Source organism: Bifidobacterium sp. LH_491, assembly GCF_056356495.1.
Window position 1 is genome coordinate 245527 of record NZ_JBKEUI010000001.1, and the last position, 14809, is coordinate 260335.

10 protein-coding genes are annotated in these 14809 nt (G+C 59.7%); 5 read left to right on the forward strand and 5 right to left on the reverse strand.

What is annotated here, in order from left to right:
- The first annotated feature begins 129 nt into the window (after positions 1–129).
- The 3 genes from AC1AWK_RS00745 (at position 130) to AC1AWK_RS00755 (ending at position 6711) form a co-directional block, all read left to right on the forward strand.
- The gene (locus AC1AWK_RS00745) at positions 130–3558 is read left to right on the forward strand and encodes a beta-N-acetylglucosaminidase domain-containing protein (protein ID WP_476567412.1); all 3429 of its coding nucleotides are present in this window, start codon (positions 130–132) and stop codon (positions 3556–3558) included.
- A 302-nt stretch (positions 3559–3860) separates the two neighbouring features.
- On the forward strand, positions 3861–5186 hold the full coding sequence (gene murA, locus AC1AWK_RS00750; protein ID WP_476567413.1) for a UDP-N-acetylglucosamine 1-carboxyvinyltransferase: 1326 nt from the start codon (positions 3861–3863) through the stop codon (positions 5184–5186).
- 283 nt (positions 5187–5469) lie between these two features.
- Positions 5470–6711, forward strand: coding sequence for an ATP-binding protein (locus AC1AWK_RS00755; RefSeq protein WP_476567414.1), 1242 nt, complete (start codon positions 5470–5472; stop codon positions 6709–6711).
- Positions 6712–6792: 81 nt separating this feature from the next.
- Here AC1AWK_RS00755 and AC1AWK_RS00760 read toward each other — a convergent pair whose 3' ends face one another.
- Together AC1AWK_RS00760 and AC1AWK_RS00765 are read right to left on the reverse strand one after the other, a co-directional pair.
- On the reverse strand, positions 6793–7992 hold the full coding sequence (locus tag AC1AWK_RS00760) for an MFS transporter (RefSeq protein ID WP_476567415.1): 1200 nt from the start codon (positions 7990–7992) through the stop codon (positions 6793–6795).
- Between the two features lie 17 nt (positions 7993–8009).
- The gene (locus AC1AWK_RS00765; RefSeq protein WP_476567416.1) at positions 8010–8762 is read right to left on the reverse strand and encodes a TetR/AcrR family transcriptional regulator; all 753 of its coding nucleotides are present in this window, start codon (positions 8760–8762) and stop codon (positions 8010–8012) included.
- A gap of 138 nt (positions 8763–8900) precedes the next feature.
- Between AC1AWK_RS00765 and AC1AWK_RS00770 the strand changes: the two genes are divergently transcribed.
- The gene (locus AC1AWK_RS00770) at positions 8901–9782 is read left to right on the forward strand and encodes a lysophospholipid acyltransferase family protein (protein ID WP_476567417.1); all 882 of its coding nucleotides are present in this window, start codon (positions 8901–8903) and stop codon (positions 9780–9782) included.
- A 45-nt stretch (positions 9783–9827) separates the two neighbouring features.
- A complete protein-coding gene (locus AC1AWK_RS00775; protein ID WP_476567418.1) occupies positions 9828–10823 on the forward strand; it encodes an NAD(P)H-dependent glycerol-3-phosphate dehydrogenase in 996 nt (331 codons plus the stop codon).
- Positions 10824–10931: 108 nt separating this feature from the next.
- On the opposite strand, the gene AC1AWK_RS00780 is transcribed toward AC1AWK_RS00775, so the two are convergent.
- The 3 genes from AC1AWK_RS00780 to AC1AWK_RS00790 all read right to left on the reverse strand — a co-directional run bounded on the left by AC1AWK_RS00780 (position 10932) and on the right by AC1AWK_RS00790 (position 14540).
- Positions 10932–12068, reverse strand: coding sequence for a D-alanine--D-alanine ligase family protein (locus AC1AWK_RS00780; protein WP_476567419.1), 1137 nt, complete (start codon positions 12066–12068; stop codon positions 10932–10934).
- An 88-nt stretch (positions 12069–12156) separates the two neighbouring features.
- Positions 12157–13227 carry an adenosine deaminase gene (locus tag AC1AWK_RS00785; RefSeq protein WP_476567420.1) on the reverse strand — a complete coding sequence of 357 codons (1071 nt, stop codon included), beginning with the start codon at positions 13225–13227 and terminating at the stop codon, positions 12157–12159.
- A 95-nt stretch (positions 13228–13322) separates the two neighbouring features.
- Positions 13323–14540: a DUF2974 domain-containing protein gene (locus AC1AWK_RS00790; RefSeq protein WP_476567421.1), complete on the reverse strand. Its 1218-nt coding sequence runs from the start codon at positions 14538–14540 to the stop codon at positions 13323–13325.
- Positions 14541–14809: the final 269 nt, after the last annotated feature.

A 14809-nucleotide genomic window follows, 5' to 3' on the forward strand; every position in this document is an offset into this window, starting at 1 on the left:
GTTCGGATTGTCGCAATATTAAAAAATAGTCATTATGTTGAATAATGTGACAATTGTTGGCCACCCGTATCGATATGCTGAAGTGCGTTGCGCAATGATGCGCATGTCACATCTGAGAAAGAAGGAATTATGGCAGAAAAGCCAATCGTTCGCGCGGCGGTCCGTCTGGGGGCACTCGTGGCGGCGTGTGCGGTTGCCTGCACGATGCTGGTGCCACGTGCCTCGGCGGCGACCTCGACGAATGACGTCGCGTCTTCGGTGCGGCCGGTGGGTGCCGGAGCGACCTATACGATATATCCCAATCCGCAGTCGGTGACGTATGGCGACGACGCGTTGGTGTTGCGCGATACGGCCAACGTGGTGCTCGAACGTGGAATCGACGCGGATACCGCGGCGCGTCTTGACGAAACGCTGGCGCTTAAGTCGGTGAAGTCACATCGCTGCGATGCGTTGGACGCGCGGGCCGGAGCGCTGAACATCGCGGTCGGCATTCACGGCTCCCACGGAGTGGTGGATCGCTATGCGCAATCGTTGGTGGACAGCGGCCGCATGAGCATTCCGGCCGATACGTTCGGCAAAACCGACTCGTACGTGCTGGCCGCGCACAAGGGCGGCGACGGACAGGCCGATACGATCCTGGTCTGGGGTCGAGATACCGATGCCGCGTTCTATGGTTTGACGACGCTGTATCAGATTGTCCAGCAGATCAATGGGCTGGCCGTGCGCGATATGGTTGTCGCGGATTGGGCCGATGTGAAGTCGCGAGGGTTCATCGAAGGCTACTATGGCAATCCCTGGAGCGTGCAGGATCGCGTGAATCTTATGAAATGGGGAGGCTATTACAAGCTCAATGCCTATATTTACGCGCCGAAGGACGATCCCAAGCATCGTAACGCGTGGCGAGAATCATACACGGCTGAACAGATCGAACGGCAAATCAAGCCGCAGGCCGTTGCCGGTAACGAATCCAAGGTGCGTTTCGTATATGCGTTGGCGCCGTTCTATGACGAGGGTGAGGGGCTGCGACCGTTCCGTTTCGACACGGACGAGCATTACGCCGAAGATCTTAAGGTGTTGGAGGGGCGTTATCTGCAGGTCATCGACGCGGGTGTGCGGGAGATCGCGTTGCTTGCCGACGATGCGCGTAACTGGGGCAATGATAATTATTTGCGGCTGCTCAGAGATTTGACCGATTGGCTGCACGAGTTGCAGCAAGAGACGAATGCCGACGGTACGCCCAAGTATGAGGGGCTGAAGGACACCTTGCCGTATTGTCCGGCAATGTGGACGTATACGGGGCATGGCGAAGCCTGGTACGCCGACATGCCCAGCAATGTGCAGATCGTCATGACCGGCGGCCGTACCTTCGGTTTCGTGACGCAGGAATTTTCCGACTCGTTCGTCAAGAACACCAAGGGGCGCGCTCCGTTCATGTGGGTGAACTGGCCGTGCACCGATCCGACGATGGGCGTCGACTGGAATTACCTGGCGATGGGCGGTCAGAACACGTTCCTGCGTTCGGGGCTCAAGTCGCAGTCGTATGACGGCATCGTGCTCAATCCCATGCAGCAGTCCGAGCCCAGCAAACAGGCGATCTTCACGCTGGCCGACTACGCGTGGAACCTGTGGGAAACCGACGATCAGGGCAAGCGGGCGTGGGAGGATTCGTTCAGTTATATCGACCACAATTCGCCGGTATCTACCAGTGCTTCCGATGGTCTGCGCGATCTGGCGATGAACATGCGCATCCTGTACACCAACATGAGTGCCGACAAGGGCCAGCCTGGCTACGATGACGGCAAGGGGTGGTTCGTGAACGACGAATCCGTTGACTATCAAGGTGCATTCAACGTATATGAGACGTTGAGCGCGGTGAAGTCAAAGGTGGAGGCGGGCACGGCGACCATCAAGGATCTCGATGCGGCCGGAAAGATATACCGTCGCCTTCAGCAGGCTGCGGCTGAGTATCGCGAAGGCCACGGTGACGAGCGTTTCTTCTCGCAGGTGGAGCCGTTTATCGCCGTGTGGGATGATGTGACCGCCGCCGCGCTTGGGTATATCCAGGCCGCCGTGCAGCGCATGCTTGGCGATGCCGATGCCGCGGATGCTTCATATCGGCAGGCCAAGGCGAGGCAGTCGCAGAGCACGACGCATATGATTCAATATTTGGACAAGACCAAGTACGCTTCGGTCGGTCATGTGATCGTCACGCCCACGATGCAGGCGTTGGGAGCGTTTGCTGCCGGCGACGGCACGCATCCGCCGTCGGCCGTCGTGGACGCCAAGGTGTCGCTGTCCGGTGGCCTGGCCACCGGATACGGGCAGCCGGATACGCGTGAGTATGTGGTTGACGGCAAGGACGACACGGCGTATTGGATGTGGACTCCCGGTGACGACATCGACCCGGGCGCGTCGATTACGGTGACGTATTCGCGGCCGGTGCGCACGCAGCGTTTCCGGATGGTACAGGAGGATGGCACCGGCGATAAGGGCGACGCGCTGTCTTCGGCGACGTATGAATATCAGGATGCCGATGGCGCGTGGCATACCGTGGGCAAGATTGCCGATGCCCGTGCCGTATGGGAGTTTTCCTTGGACTCTCCCGTGCAGGTGAGCGCGATTCGGGTGACCAACGATGCGCAGACGCATCGGTGGTGGAAGCTGTTCGATCTGTCCTGCGCGCCCATCGTTGATGCTGACGTCAGTCTGGATGATCTGCGTGCGGCGCTGGCGCAGGCGCGGCAGATGGACACGGGTGCGTGGACGCGGGCCGCTCGGCAGGATCTGCAGGTCGCCATTGGGCGCGCCCAGTCGGTGGTCGATTCCGGCGCTTCGCGGGCGACTGCGGTGTTCTTCGCCGCCACGGGGGAATCGGTGCGGTCGGCGTTGCAGGCGTTGCGCGAGGCAATGCAAGGCGAGGAGCGCTATACGGCGATGACGGCCGACGATTTGCGTAACTCGGCGATCGCCAATGATGCCGGTGTCTACGATGCGATGACGTATGCCGCATATCAGCGTGCCTATGAGGTGTTTGCCGTGGCCATGGGCGATGCGGAGAATGTCGCCAAAGGTGAGGGCGAGCGGTATGAGAGGGCCATGGTTGAGGCGCGCAATGCTTTGCAACGTGAGCAGACCGCCCGCGATCGCGCCATTCTTACGCTGCGTGATGGATTGCTGGTTCAGCAGGGTTCCGCCTCAGATGCCGAATATGCGGCGTTGCGCGAAGCGCTGGAGCGGTTGCGGGCGATGCTGCAGGCGGATCCGGCCGGTACGCTTGAGTCCGGCCGGTATGCGGTGGTGTCGGATGCGGTGAGCAAGGCCGTGTCGGACGTCACGACTCCCGATGAGCATCCGGGCGGGAACTCTGCCGATCGGCCGAACGGTCAGCCGGATGGTTCGGCCGATCCGACAACACGGCCGGGCGGCCGTCGCAACGAGTCGACTGCGGGCGCTCGCACCGCTGACACGGGTGCGAGCGTTGGTTCGGCGCTTGCCATGGCTGTCTGTGCGGCGGTGTTGGGCGGTGCGGTAGCCGTGGCTCGTCGCAAGCGCGCATAGATTGGCGGCTTGGTTCGCCGGCGGGTGCGGCGTGTCGGTGTCGGTGCCCTTGCGCCGGGGCGCTGGTATCGATGCCCCGTCCTCGCGGTGAGGCCGTACGGTGAGGCGCCTGGGTTGTCAAACCTGGGCGCCTCATTGGTGGGGGCGTTAGGCCGGGGATGTCGTATGTGGCTCGCTGATTTCACTGGCTCAACACAAGCCATGTGGCACACTGGAAGATAGTGTGTCGACGGCGTCGGGCAAGCGTGTGTCCGTGATTGCCGTCGCGGCAGGTGAAGGCGACTTGGAGGAGTTGGACGGCGATGGGCGATCCTATGGACGATGTGTTGCATGTCGAAGGCGGTAGGCCGCTGAACGGCACCATTAAGGTGCGCGGCGCGAAGAATCTGGTCAGCAAGGCCATGGTGGCGGCGTTGCTGGCGCCGGGAACGTCGGTATTGCGCAATGTTCCTGAGATTCGTGACGTGCATGTGGTCTCGGATCTGCTGCGGCTGCATGGTGTCGGCGTGCAGGTCGACGGAGCCGAGGGTGTGGTGACGATCGACGCCACCAACGTGCAGTTGGCCGACGTCGCTGATGTTGACACGCTGTCCGGTTCCTCTCGCATTCCGATTCTGTTCTCCGGTCCGCTGCTGCATCGTTTGGGCGAGGCGTTCATTCCGGCGTTGGGCGGGTGCAATATCGGTGGCCGTCCGATCGACTTCCATTTGGAAACCCTGCGTAAATTGGGCGCGAATGTGGATAAGGAACATCGTGACGGCATTCATATCACCGCGCCGAACGGGTTGAAGGGCGCGAAGATTCATCTGCCGTATCCGTCGGTGGGAGCGACCGAGCAGACGCTGCTGGCTGCGGTGTTGGCGGAAGGCAAGACGGAGCTGTCCGGTGCGGCCACCGAGCCGGAGATCATGGATTTGGTGTGCGTGCTGCAGAAGATGGGCGCCATCATTTCCGTGGACGTTGACCGCACGTTCCGCATCGAAGGCGTCAAGGAGCTCAAAGGGTACGTGCATACGGCGCTTACCGATCGCATCGAGGCGGCGAGCTGGGCGTCCGCGGCGCTGGCCACGCGCGGTGACGTGTTCGTCAAGGGGGCGACCCAGCCGGAGATGATGACCTTCCTCAACGTGTTCCGTAAGATCGGCGGCGAGTTCGACATCACCGATGCCGGCATTCGGTTCTGGCATCCGGGCGGTGACCTGAAGCCGGTGGCGATCGAGACGGATGTGCATCCCGGATTCATGACCGATTGGCAGCAGCCGTTGGTGGTGGCGTTGACGCAGGCCAAGGGTTTGAGCATCGTGCACGAGACGGTGTATGAGAATCGTTTCGGCTTTACTAAGCCGCTGGTGCAGATGGGGGCCACCGTGCAGCTGTATCGCGAATGCCTGGGCTCGTTGCCGTGCCGGTTCCAACAGCGTAATTACAAGCATTCCGCGGTGATTTTCGGGCCCACGCCGTTGACGGGCCGTGATATCGACGTACCGGATCTGCGGGGCGGTTTCAGCCACCTGATCGCTGCGTTGGCGGCGGATGGGCCGTCGAACGTGCATGGCATTTCGTTGATCGACCGCGGTTACGCCGATTTCCGTGGCAAGCTCGCCGCGCTCGGCGCGTGCGTGGATTAGTCGATGGCAGTGGATTGGCCAATGGTGTTGCGTTGGCGGCCCTCCGAAGTGTGATGGCTTCAGAGGGCCGCCGCGTTATGTGCCGACCGTCGTAATATTCTAAAACCTAATTGGCTCAACGGTTTACGCAATGATTTTCGGTATACTGAAAATTTGACGTCAATATTGGCTTTATTTTTGTTATACATGAATATCGAACAATATTCGGCTATAATATTCGTTGTAATGAACGTATGGGCGCAGTGGTTAGGGTAACCGTGCGCTGGCGGACGGAGGTATGGTCATGGCGCGGCGGTTGATTGCACGGCCGGAGTTGATGGCACAGTTGCGGCGGTATGCCAACACCGATCAGGTGAAGGTGCTGGTTGGTGTTCGTCGATGCGGCAAGTCCACTTTGTTGACCATGTTTCGGGAGCAGTTGGAGCGCGAGGGGGTGGAGCCTCGCAATATTTTCGCCAAGCGGATGGATGGTTTCGATGTGCCGTTGGGGTATACGGCCGATGATTTGCACCGGGAGTTGGAGGCTGCCGCGGCTCGAAGCGATGCGTCGAAGCCGTGGTATGTGTTCTTGGATGAGGTGCAGGATATTGATGGCTGGGAGCGGGTGGTGCGCCGCCTGCAAAGTCGTGAGAATACGGATGTGTATATCACGGGGTCGAATTCGCGCTTGCTGTCGGGCGAACTGGCCACGCACGTGACTGGCCGTTTTGTACAGGTTGCTGTATATCCGTTGTCGTTCAGCGAATACGTCGGGGCTGCACGAAGCAATGGCGAGCAAGGGCGGGAAATGTCGGCTGATGCGTTGTTCGCGCAGTACATGTGCTATGGCGGCATGCCTGGGTTGGTGTCGTTGCGCGAAGTTGACGACCGATCCGCCGCCGATGTGTTGGGAGGCATGTTTGAATCGGTGATCATCCGCGATGTGGCGCAGCGGTATGGCATTCGTGATTTGGCGGGATTGGAGAAGTTGTCGCGGTATTTGCTGGCCACGTCTGGCAATGTGTTTTCTACCAACAATGTGGTGAACGCGTTGCGATCCGCAGGCAGCAAGATGTCATATGCCGCGGTGGACAATCAGATTCGCGCGTTGGAGCAGGCGTTTGTGCTGTATGCGGCGCAGCAGGAGGGAGTGCGGGGCAAGGCGTTGCTTCGGCCTCAGCGCAAGTTTTACCCGGTGGATCATGGGTGGCGCAATTTGATGAATAATTTCGCCGCTACAGATCGTGGGGCGCAGCTTGAGGGCATCGTGTACATGGAGTTGCTGCGCCGTGGATGGTCGGTTACCATCGGCAAAACCAACGAGGGGGAGATTGATTTCGTCGCGCGCCGCAACGCGGAACGTATGTATGTGCAGGTGGCGTTAAGCATGGTGGAAGCATCGACGCGGGAGCGTGAGCTGCGCTCGCTTCAGGCGCTTACCGACGCCTTCCCACGCATGGTGTTGACGCTTGACCGTTACAGCGACGGCATTACTGATAACGGTATCCATGTGGTGAATGTCGTCGACTGGTTGCTGCGGCCATAGTGTACGTGGCGGCCCTCCGAAGCATGAGCGTATGTATATACAGGTGACGGTAAAGCATGGTGGCTGCGCAGGGGAATGCGCCTATGCGTGAGCCACGACGCGCTTGATATCCACTGCAGTCATCGTCAGAATCAGCATGGTGGCGATGGTGATGGCCGCTGGAGGTATGGTGTCGTAGGCCCAGCCGTAGACGATTTGCGCAAGTGGCTGGGAGCATAGCGCTACGGTGCTGAGCAACGCCATAATTTTGCCGGTCATATGGTCTGGTGTGCGCAGCTGTACGGTGGGAATAACGGTAAGGGAACTGAACGCCGCTGCGGCGGCCATGAGGCAGGTCGAAACGGTAAGCAATATCAAACGGATGGTGGGATCTGCCGGTAAGGCATAGGCGGCAAGCGAGGGAGCCATGCAGGCGGTCATGGTGAGCAATTGACGGGGCAGGTTTGTTAGGGTTAGCCAGCGTATGAAGATTCCTGCGGCGAACGCACCCAAGAGGTTGGAGAGCCCGACAAGTCCTTCGCTGATGCCGTAGGCGCCCGCCCCGAATCCCCAAAGGGTGCGGATGGAGTAGGGGAATCCAACGCTGCTGAATCCGCCGATCAGAAAATTGATGATGGCTATTGTGGCCATAAGGCGCATGATGATGCGTTGTTGGGTGGTGGCGAATCGTATGGCTGTGCGCATGTCGTCGAGCAGTCCCGAGATGCGCAGCGGTTGTGCAGGGGCGGGCGGGGGCAAACGCAAAGTGGTCTCGATGCCTGCTGCGATGGCGAAGCAGCAGATGGAGGCCGTAAGCAATGGTGTTGCGCCCCAGAATGCGTAGAGTGTGCCGCCTAGGAAGCTGGGAATGAGGGTGCCGAGTTGCTGAATTTGGTTGACGACGGTCATGCCGCGGCGTAGGGCTTGATCGCCGTGTGCCCGCAGCAGTTGAGGAAGAGCGGCTTGAACGGTGGGGGTTTCGAAGGCGCTCAGACAGGCGAGTGCGATTTCCAGCGTGACGATGACTGTGATGGAAAACCCGAAGTGGAAGAGCCAGAGTGCGGCTAAGCAGGTGAGGAGGGCGCTAAGCGCGTCGAGCGTGACCATGATGGTGCGCCGGTTGACTCGGTCGACAAGTGTGCCGGCCAGCGGCATCAGCAGGCAGGTGGGCACGATGGCGGCGGCGAGAATGCTGGCGAAAAGAGTGGCGGATCCGGTGACATCGAGAATCCACATCGATAGAGCAAATCGTAGCGTGGCATTGCCGAACAGCGATATGGCTTGGCCGGTGACCAGCGTCACGAACGCTTTGTCGGATATCAGTGCATGGGGGTGTCGCATGATGATGGCTTTCTGTGTGAGTCAAGTCCGGTCTGGACTGATGTCGTATCGGTTGGTGCGGCGTCGGCATCGTTGGGTGTATCGGCGTCGTCTGAGGTGACGAGCAGCGTCATGGCGTGCCGTATGTGAGCAATGGTCTGTTCGTCGAAGATTCGGATGCCGATGGCGTTCATCATGGTGGCTAGGCATCGAATGCGGCGGGTGATGGATGCTTCGTCTGCCGGGTAGAACAGGGGCACGAGCCAGTAATTGCTCAGGAGAGCGAGCAATTGGGCCGCTTCCTGGGGGTATTCGGTGTTGATGGATCCGTCGTGAAGGCCTTCGTCGATGAGTTCGTTGAGCAGGTCGGTCAAATCGGTGCGCCAGCTGGCGAGGTTGTTAGCGAGGGTTTTGGGGTCGTTGAGCATGGGCAGCATGGCGCGGATGGTGGTGAGGTGCTCCGGCTCGCCGCAGTAGTCGAAGGTAATGGTGCGGAGTTTGTCTAATGCGGTGGAGTCGGAAGCGCGAACGGTGTCTACCGCGGCTTGATACTGACGTATGTCGCTTGCGCTGAGTGCTTCCAATATGGCTTCTTTGGAGGGGAAGTGATGGTAGATGGCTCCCTTGCTGAGTGCGGTGGCCGCCATGATTTGTTGGATTGAGGTGTGTTCGTAACCGTTGGCGGCGAAGAGGATGCGCGCCGCGTCAAGGATTCGCTGGCGGGTGTGTTCGGGATGAGGGTTGCGACTCATGGTGTCTCCTGCATTATCCGTATCTTAATGTATCTTTTACTATACAGACCGACGGTCGGTTTGTATAGTAGGCGTGTCGTTGTGCAGGGTATCCTATGGTTCGCGGCTTCGTTCACACGTTGCGGCACAATGGGAGGCATGGCATCCAAAGGAAAACCGTCACCGCGTAGCGCGGTCAGCCCACTCAGCGACGAGCAGGTAGCAAAGCTCGCCTCGCGGCATACGTTGGTGGACCCCACACGGTATTACCCCACTGGTGCGCGCACCCCGAACGTGGAGGAAATCAACGCGCAGAATCCCAAAGCCACGGAGCGGCTGCTCGAAGGCGTGTCCAAGGTGTTGCGCAGCCGCAGCAAGGTCAAGGCGTGGGGATTGGAGCATGTGCCCGAAACCGGCACGTTCATCACCGCGGCCACGCACGTGACCATGTATGACGTGTTCGTACCCATGATGTCGCTGTTCCACATGGGACGACGCCCGCGATACATGGCCAAGGCGGAAATGGCGAAATGGCCGCTGATCGGCAAGTGGTTCCAGCTGGTGGGCATGCAGCCGGTGCCGCGTCGCAGCGGCAAGGCGAAAGCAATCGAAGCCGAGTCGATTCGCATCGTCACGTCGGGTCGTCCGCTCACCGTCTGGCCGGAAGGCACGGTGACCCGCGATCCGCAAAAGTGGCCGATGAGCATGAAGAACGGCGTGGGTGTCATCGCCTTGGAATCCTCGCGCCGTCTTGGCTATCAGGTGCCGCTGTTTTGCGCCGTCACCTGGGGCGCGGCCAGCATCAACCATTGGTGGCCGTGGCCGCGCAAAAACGTCGTCATGTGCTACGACGCGCAACTTGATTACGCCGACCTGCTGGTTGACATGGACACATGGGGCGAGGAGCCTCCCGAACAGGCCGCCGACGAGCTGACACGCCGCATCCGCGAACGCATGACGCAGATCATGAGCGAGATTCGTGGCGAAAAAGCGCCGCAAGGCTACTGGGATTACCGCACCATGAGCCGTGTTCACGACTGAAACGCGCTACTATTACGCAAGAGCTACGAATAGGCAGGAGCAGACATGAACATCACCGTGTTGGGCGCAGGCGCCTGGGGCACCGCTTTCGGACAAGTGCTGGCCGACGCCGGCAACAACGTCACCATGTGGGCCATCGAACCGGATATCGTCGAAGGCATTCGCGACCGGCATTGCAACGAGGCGCGTCTTCCTAGCGTGACCCGTTTGCCTGACAACATGACCGCAACCGGCGACAGAGCGCAGGCCGTTGCGAACGCCGACATCATCGTCGTGGCCATTGCCGCACAGTTCGCCCGCGTGGCATTGGAACCGTTCGCAGGCCTGATCGGCGAGGATGTCACCGTCGTTTCCCTGATGAAAGGCATCGAACGCGACAGTGGCAAACGCATGGACGAAGTCGTCACCGAAGCGCTGCGCCTACCGCAGGAACGGTTCGCCGCCGTCTCCGGGCCGAACCTGAGCAAGGAAATCGCCGCCCGTGAGCCTGCCGCAACAGTGGTCGCCTGCTCGGACATCGAACGCGCCCGCACCGTGGCGCACGCCTGCACCACGCATTATTTCAAAGCATTCGTCACCACGGATGTGATCGGTTTGGAAATGTGCGGTTCGCTGAAAAACGTGGTGGCGCTCGCCGTGGGTATGGCTCGTGGCGCTGGATATGGCGAGAATACGGCTGCGCTGTTGGAAACGCGTGGTCTTGCCGAACTCACTGCGCTGGGCGAGGCTGCTGGCGCCGATCCGAAGACCTTCTCCGGGCTGGCCGGTGTGGGCGATCTGATTGCCACCTGCGGTTCGCCATTGAGCCGTAACTATACGTTTGGTGCGAATCTTGGCAAGGGGATGAGCGTCGAGGAGGCTACGCGCGTGAGCAATGGCGTGGCTGAAGGCGTGCCGACCACGGATGCCGTAGTGGCGTTGGGGCAGCGCTTGGGAGTGGCCACGCCTTTGGCTACGGCGATGAGTCATGTGCTTGACCAAGGTATCTCGTGTCAGGAGATGCTAGCCGAGTTGTTCGGACCGGATATTACCGAAGAGTAATGTTGTCGATAGTCGATAGAGGTGTGGGGTCGCGGCGAATACCGCGGCCCCACACTCATAATGGCGGCATGTGATATGCCCGCCTATGTGTTGGCTAGTTCCGTTCGACTAGTCGCGCAAGACACCTTCAATCAGCGTGGTGATCAGCTCGGTGTAGGGTAATCCCGTTGCCTGCCATGCCTTGGAATACATGGAAATAGGCGTGAATCCAGGCATGGTGTTGATTTCGTTGACCATAATGTCGCCATTGGGGGTGACGAACGTGTCGACACGACTCAAGCCGGTGCCGTCCACGGCTTTGAACGCGGCAATGGCGAGTTCGCGCACGCGCTGCAAAGTATCGTCATCTAGGCGTGCGGGCACTTCCACATGGGAGGCCTGGGCGTCCATGTATTTGCTGTCGAAATCGTAGAACTGGTCGTCGCCTTCGGCCAGACGGTCCAGCACGATTTCTCCGGGCCAGCTGGCCCGGGGTTCTTCGCCGGCTACGGGGCAGAGTACCGCGCATTCGATTTCACGGGCGTCGATGCCTTGTTCGATGAGCACGCGCCAATCGTGTTGCGCCGCCTCCCAGACGGCCTGGGCGAGGGTGACGGCGTCCTGTCGTTCCACTTTGGTCACGCCGAAGCTCGAACCGGCTCGGGAGGGTTTGACGAACAGTGGGTATTGCAATCCGGCGTCCTGCACGGCTTGCGCGAGTTGCTCCGCATTGCCGTCGAAGGTATGGGCGGCGTCGTAGACTCGGGTATCCACCGTGATGCCGGGCGACACGGGAATGCCCGCGGCTTGCAGCAGCAGCTTGGTGTAATGCTTGTCCATGCAGGCGGAGGAGGTGAGCACGCCGCAGCCGACGTATGGCACGTTCATCATCTCGAGCAAACCTTGGATGGTGCCGTCTTCGCCGTAGGGGCCGTGCAGTACGGGCAGCACGGCGTCGATATGCCCCAGGGAAGCGAGTGTGCCGTCGCTCTGGCGGGCGAAGAAGCCGTCGCCGCCGAGGGAGATATCCAGCACCACGCGGCGCGATTGCGCTGTTTCCTCCACGGTAGGCAGGCCTTGCTCCAAGCTCCAGCTGCGCGGGTCGACGCCGTCGGTGATCCAGACGCCCTCGCGGGTGATGCCGATGGGTACGACGGTGAAGCGTTCGGTATCCATCGCGTTGAGGATGCCGGAAGTGGAAATGCAGGAAATGGAATGTTCATCGGCTTTGCCGCCATACAGCACGGCGATACGTTTCGCAGCCATGATGCTCCCTCAATGTCGAATGTCGTCGTTCAATGCCGCGTCCCAGCATACCGTGTCGGCGTGAAGCCGCGGTGAATGCGCAGTCGGCTTACATGAGGTTGTCGCGCTCCCATGCATCTAGCGCGTCTATCAGAGGCTTGCGCTTCTCGTCGGTGAGGAATGCAGCCTCGAATGAATTGCGGGCGCATTGTGCCAACTGCTCAAGCGTAAGGCCGATGCTGGCCAGCGCTTCGTAGTTGTCGCCGATGTATCCGCCGAAGTATGCGGGATCGTCGGAGTTGATGGTGACGCGTATGCCGGCATTCAGTAGGTGTAGTGTGGGTAGGTCGTGCAGATCCTCGACGACTTGTAGGCGGCGGTTGGATAGCGGACACATGGTGAACGGTATGCCTTCCGTAGCGAGACGAGTGACCAAAGTAGGGTCGTCTGCCGCATGATTGCCGTGGTCGATGCGCTCGACGCGCAGTATGTCCAAGGCCTCGTGCACATACTCGGCTGGTCCTTCCTCGCCGGCGTGGGCGACGACGTGCAGGCCGAGTGCGCGGGCACGGGCGTATACGTTGGAGAAGAGGCGCGGTGGGTAGCCGACTTCCGCCGAGTCCAGTCCGATGCCCAGCAGGTCGTGGATGCGATGTTCCGCGGCGTCCAAGAGCGCTTCGGCGGATTCTACCGGCTGGTCGCGTAGGATGCACATAATGAGGGCGCCGTCGACGCCCCAGCGTTCGCGTCCCAGGCGCAGTCCTTCCAGCAGGCCGTCCATCACGATGTCAAGGTCAGTGCCGTTGTTCATATGGACTTGCGGGTCGAAGAAGATTTCCGCGCGGCGCACGCCGTCATGGGCGGCGCGTTCCAGATAGGCGAGCATAAGATCGCGGAAGTCTTCTTGGGTGCGCAATACCGCCATAAGCTGGTAGTACAGGTCGAGGAAGGATTGCAGATTGCTGAAGTTGTACTCTGCGCGAAGCTCGTCCAGTGACTGCCAGGGCAGGGTGATGCGGTTGCGTTCGGCGAGCTGCATGGCCAGCTGTGGTTCTAGTGTGCCTTCGATATGTAAGTGGAGTTCGGCTTTGGGCATGCTGATGATGGCAGCATGCAGGTCTGGGGTGATGGTCGTGGCGTGCCGCACGGGGCCATGGGTGCTGTGTTGTGGTGCCGACATAACGTGTCCTTTGGTTGGTTGCCTGCGTTCTTGATACCAGCGTACACGTCGTTGACGGTGTGATGGGTGAACTGCGTGCGGCGGCGGTTCTGGCGTCAGCTTGGGTGTTCGGTGTGGTCGGAAAGTCGGTTGGCGCGAGTCATAGTGCCGCTGTTGCGGGCCGTGGCGGCGTTGAAGAGTAGGGAGGCCGCCTCCAGGAGGTGACGTCGGTCATCGTCGGAGAGTCCTACGAAGGTGCCGACCATGCTCGGCAGCGCTTTGATGCCGGTTTCTCGTAGCTGGGAGAAACTGGTGGCTCCACTGGCGGAAAGGATGGCAAAGAGTGCATTGACGGCGTGTTCGCATTGTTCGGGACTGAGTGTGGAGAGCCAAGAAGTGAGGGATTGGTTGAACCGCCGAGAGCTGGTGCTTACGTTTGGCGCTTGCACCAATGCTCCTTGATGGATTTGCCATGAGAATGCCCAGTGTTGAAGCGGACCTTTTTGATTGGAGCGTACTACTTGGCAGTGTTCCGGGCTTTCGAGAATCATGCCGACGATGGAGGCATCGGGAATGATTTTGATGATGTCGTTGCTGATGGCTTGGTATTCTGGCGAGTTGACGACGTGCGCGGGAAACCCCGGGCCATCTAGTGAATAGATGGCTTTGATGCGTTTTCTGGTGTTGTCGTCGGCGTTCATGGCGGCGTAGATGGCGAGATTGCCGCCTTTGGAGTGGCCTATGAGCAGCAATGGTGCGGCGCGCCAGATGGAGGCGACGCGCTGCAGGTATTCGGCGGCGCGATATTGCGCAGGAACGGGGTATTGGAACGCCATGGTGAAGTCTTCCTTCCACCCGGTGAAGGAGTCGTCGGTGCCGCGGAACACGATGGCAAGGGTGCCGTCGGGCAGGCGCATGGTGACGGCGGCAAATTGGGTGGGGTTGTCATGGTTGAGCTGTTCGTCGTAAGCGTCGAGGGCGATGGTGGCGAATCGGGGATTGCGGGCGGCCGCGATGATGAGGTTTCGGGTCGGTTCGTCACCGCCGATATCGTGTTTGATGCCGCATGCAAGGTCACGCAAGGTGAGCGCGCAGAATGGCGGGCGACGAAGGCTGGATAATTGGCGTAACGCGCTTATTGGGTACCGGAAGTCTATCTGTCGTATACGAGCCTTCCAGCTGCCGCTTCGGTGTATCGTTTCATCCAAGGTTGGTATGACGCTGGGGATGTCGTAGTAAATAATGCAAGAGAGCGCCAAGGCATCCGGTGGGCCAAAGGGCATATCGTCGAAGGGGCGCGACTCGTCGGATACATAGTCCATAACATTGCCCATAGTGCGCTCCTTTGCTTGTGTTCTTCTTCAGTCTAGTCAAGACAACGGTGTTGCGTGCAGAGCAATAATATTGGTGTCGTCGACGTTGAAAAAGACGCACCGTATATACGACACCTTGTTGTAACGGCGGGGGTGTGACACCTTATGGATGCAACGTTTTCTATATGATGTAGGGAAAGTGATATTTATACGGTGAGACATTACGCACAACATGATTTGCTGACTAATAATATTTGAGTAATGATAGGTGTCGGATGTATTCTGGTTTG

Coding starts and splice junctions, on each gene's coding strand:
- AC1AWK_RS00745 (WP_476567412.1), top strand. CDS start 130: ATGGCAGAAAAGCCAATCGTTCGCGCGGCGGTCCGTCTGGGGGCACTC.
- murA (WP_476567413.1), top strand. CDS start 3,861: ATGGGCGATCCTATGGACGATGTGTTGCATGTCGAAGGCGGTAGGCCG.
- AC1AWK_RS00755 (WP_476567414.1), top strand. CDS start 5,470: ATGGCGCGGCGGTTGATTGCACGGCCGGAGTTGATGGCACAGTTGCGG.
- AC1AWK_RS00765 (WP_476567416.1), bottom strand. CDS start 8,762: ATGAGTCGCAACCCTCATCCCGAACACACCCGCCAGCGAATCCTTGAC.
- AC1AWK_RS00770 (WP_476567417.1), top strand. CDS start 8,901: ATGGCATCCAAAGGAAAACCGTCACCGCGTAGCGCGGTCAGCCCACTC.
- AC1AWK_RS00775 (WP_476567418.1), top strand. CDS start 9,828: ATGAACATCACCGTGTTGGGCGCAGGCGCCTGGGGCACCGCTTTCGGA.
- AC1AWK_RS00780 (WP_476567419.1), bottom strand. CDS start 12,068: ATGGCTGCGAAACGTATCGCCGTGCTGTATGGCGGCAAAGCCGATGAA.
- AC1AWK_RS00785 (WP_476567420.1), bottom strand. CDS start 13,227: ATGTCGGCACCACAACACAGCACCCATGGCCCCGTGCGGCACGCCACG.
- AC1AWK_RS00790 (WP_476567421.1), bottom strand. CDS start 14,540: ATGGGCAATGTTATGGACTATGTATCCGACGAGTCGCGCCCCTTCGAC.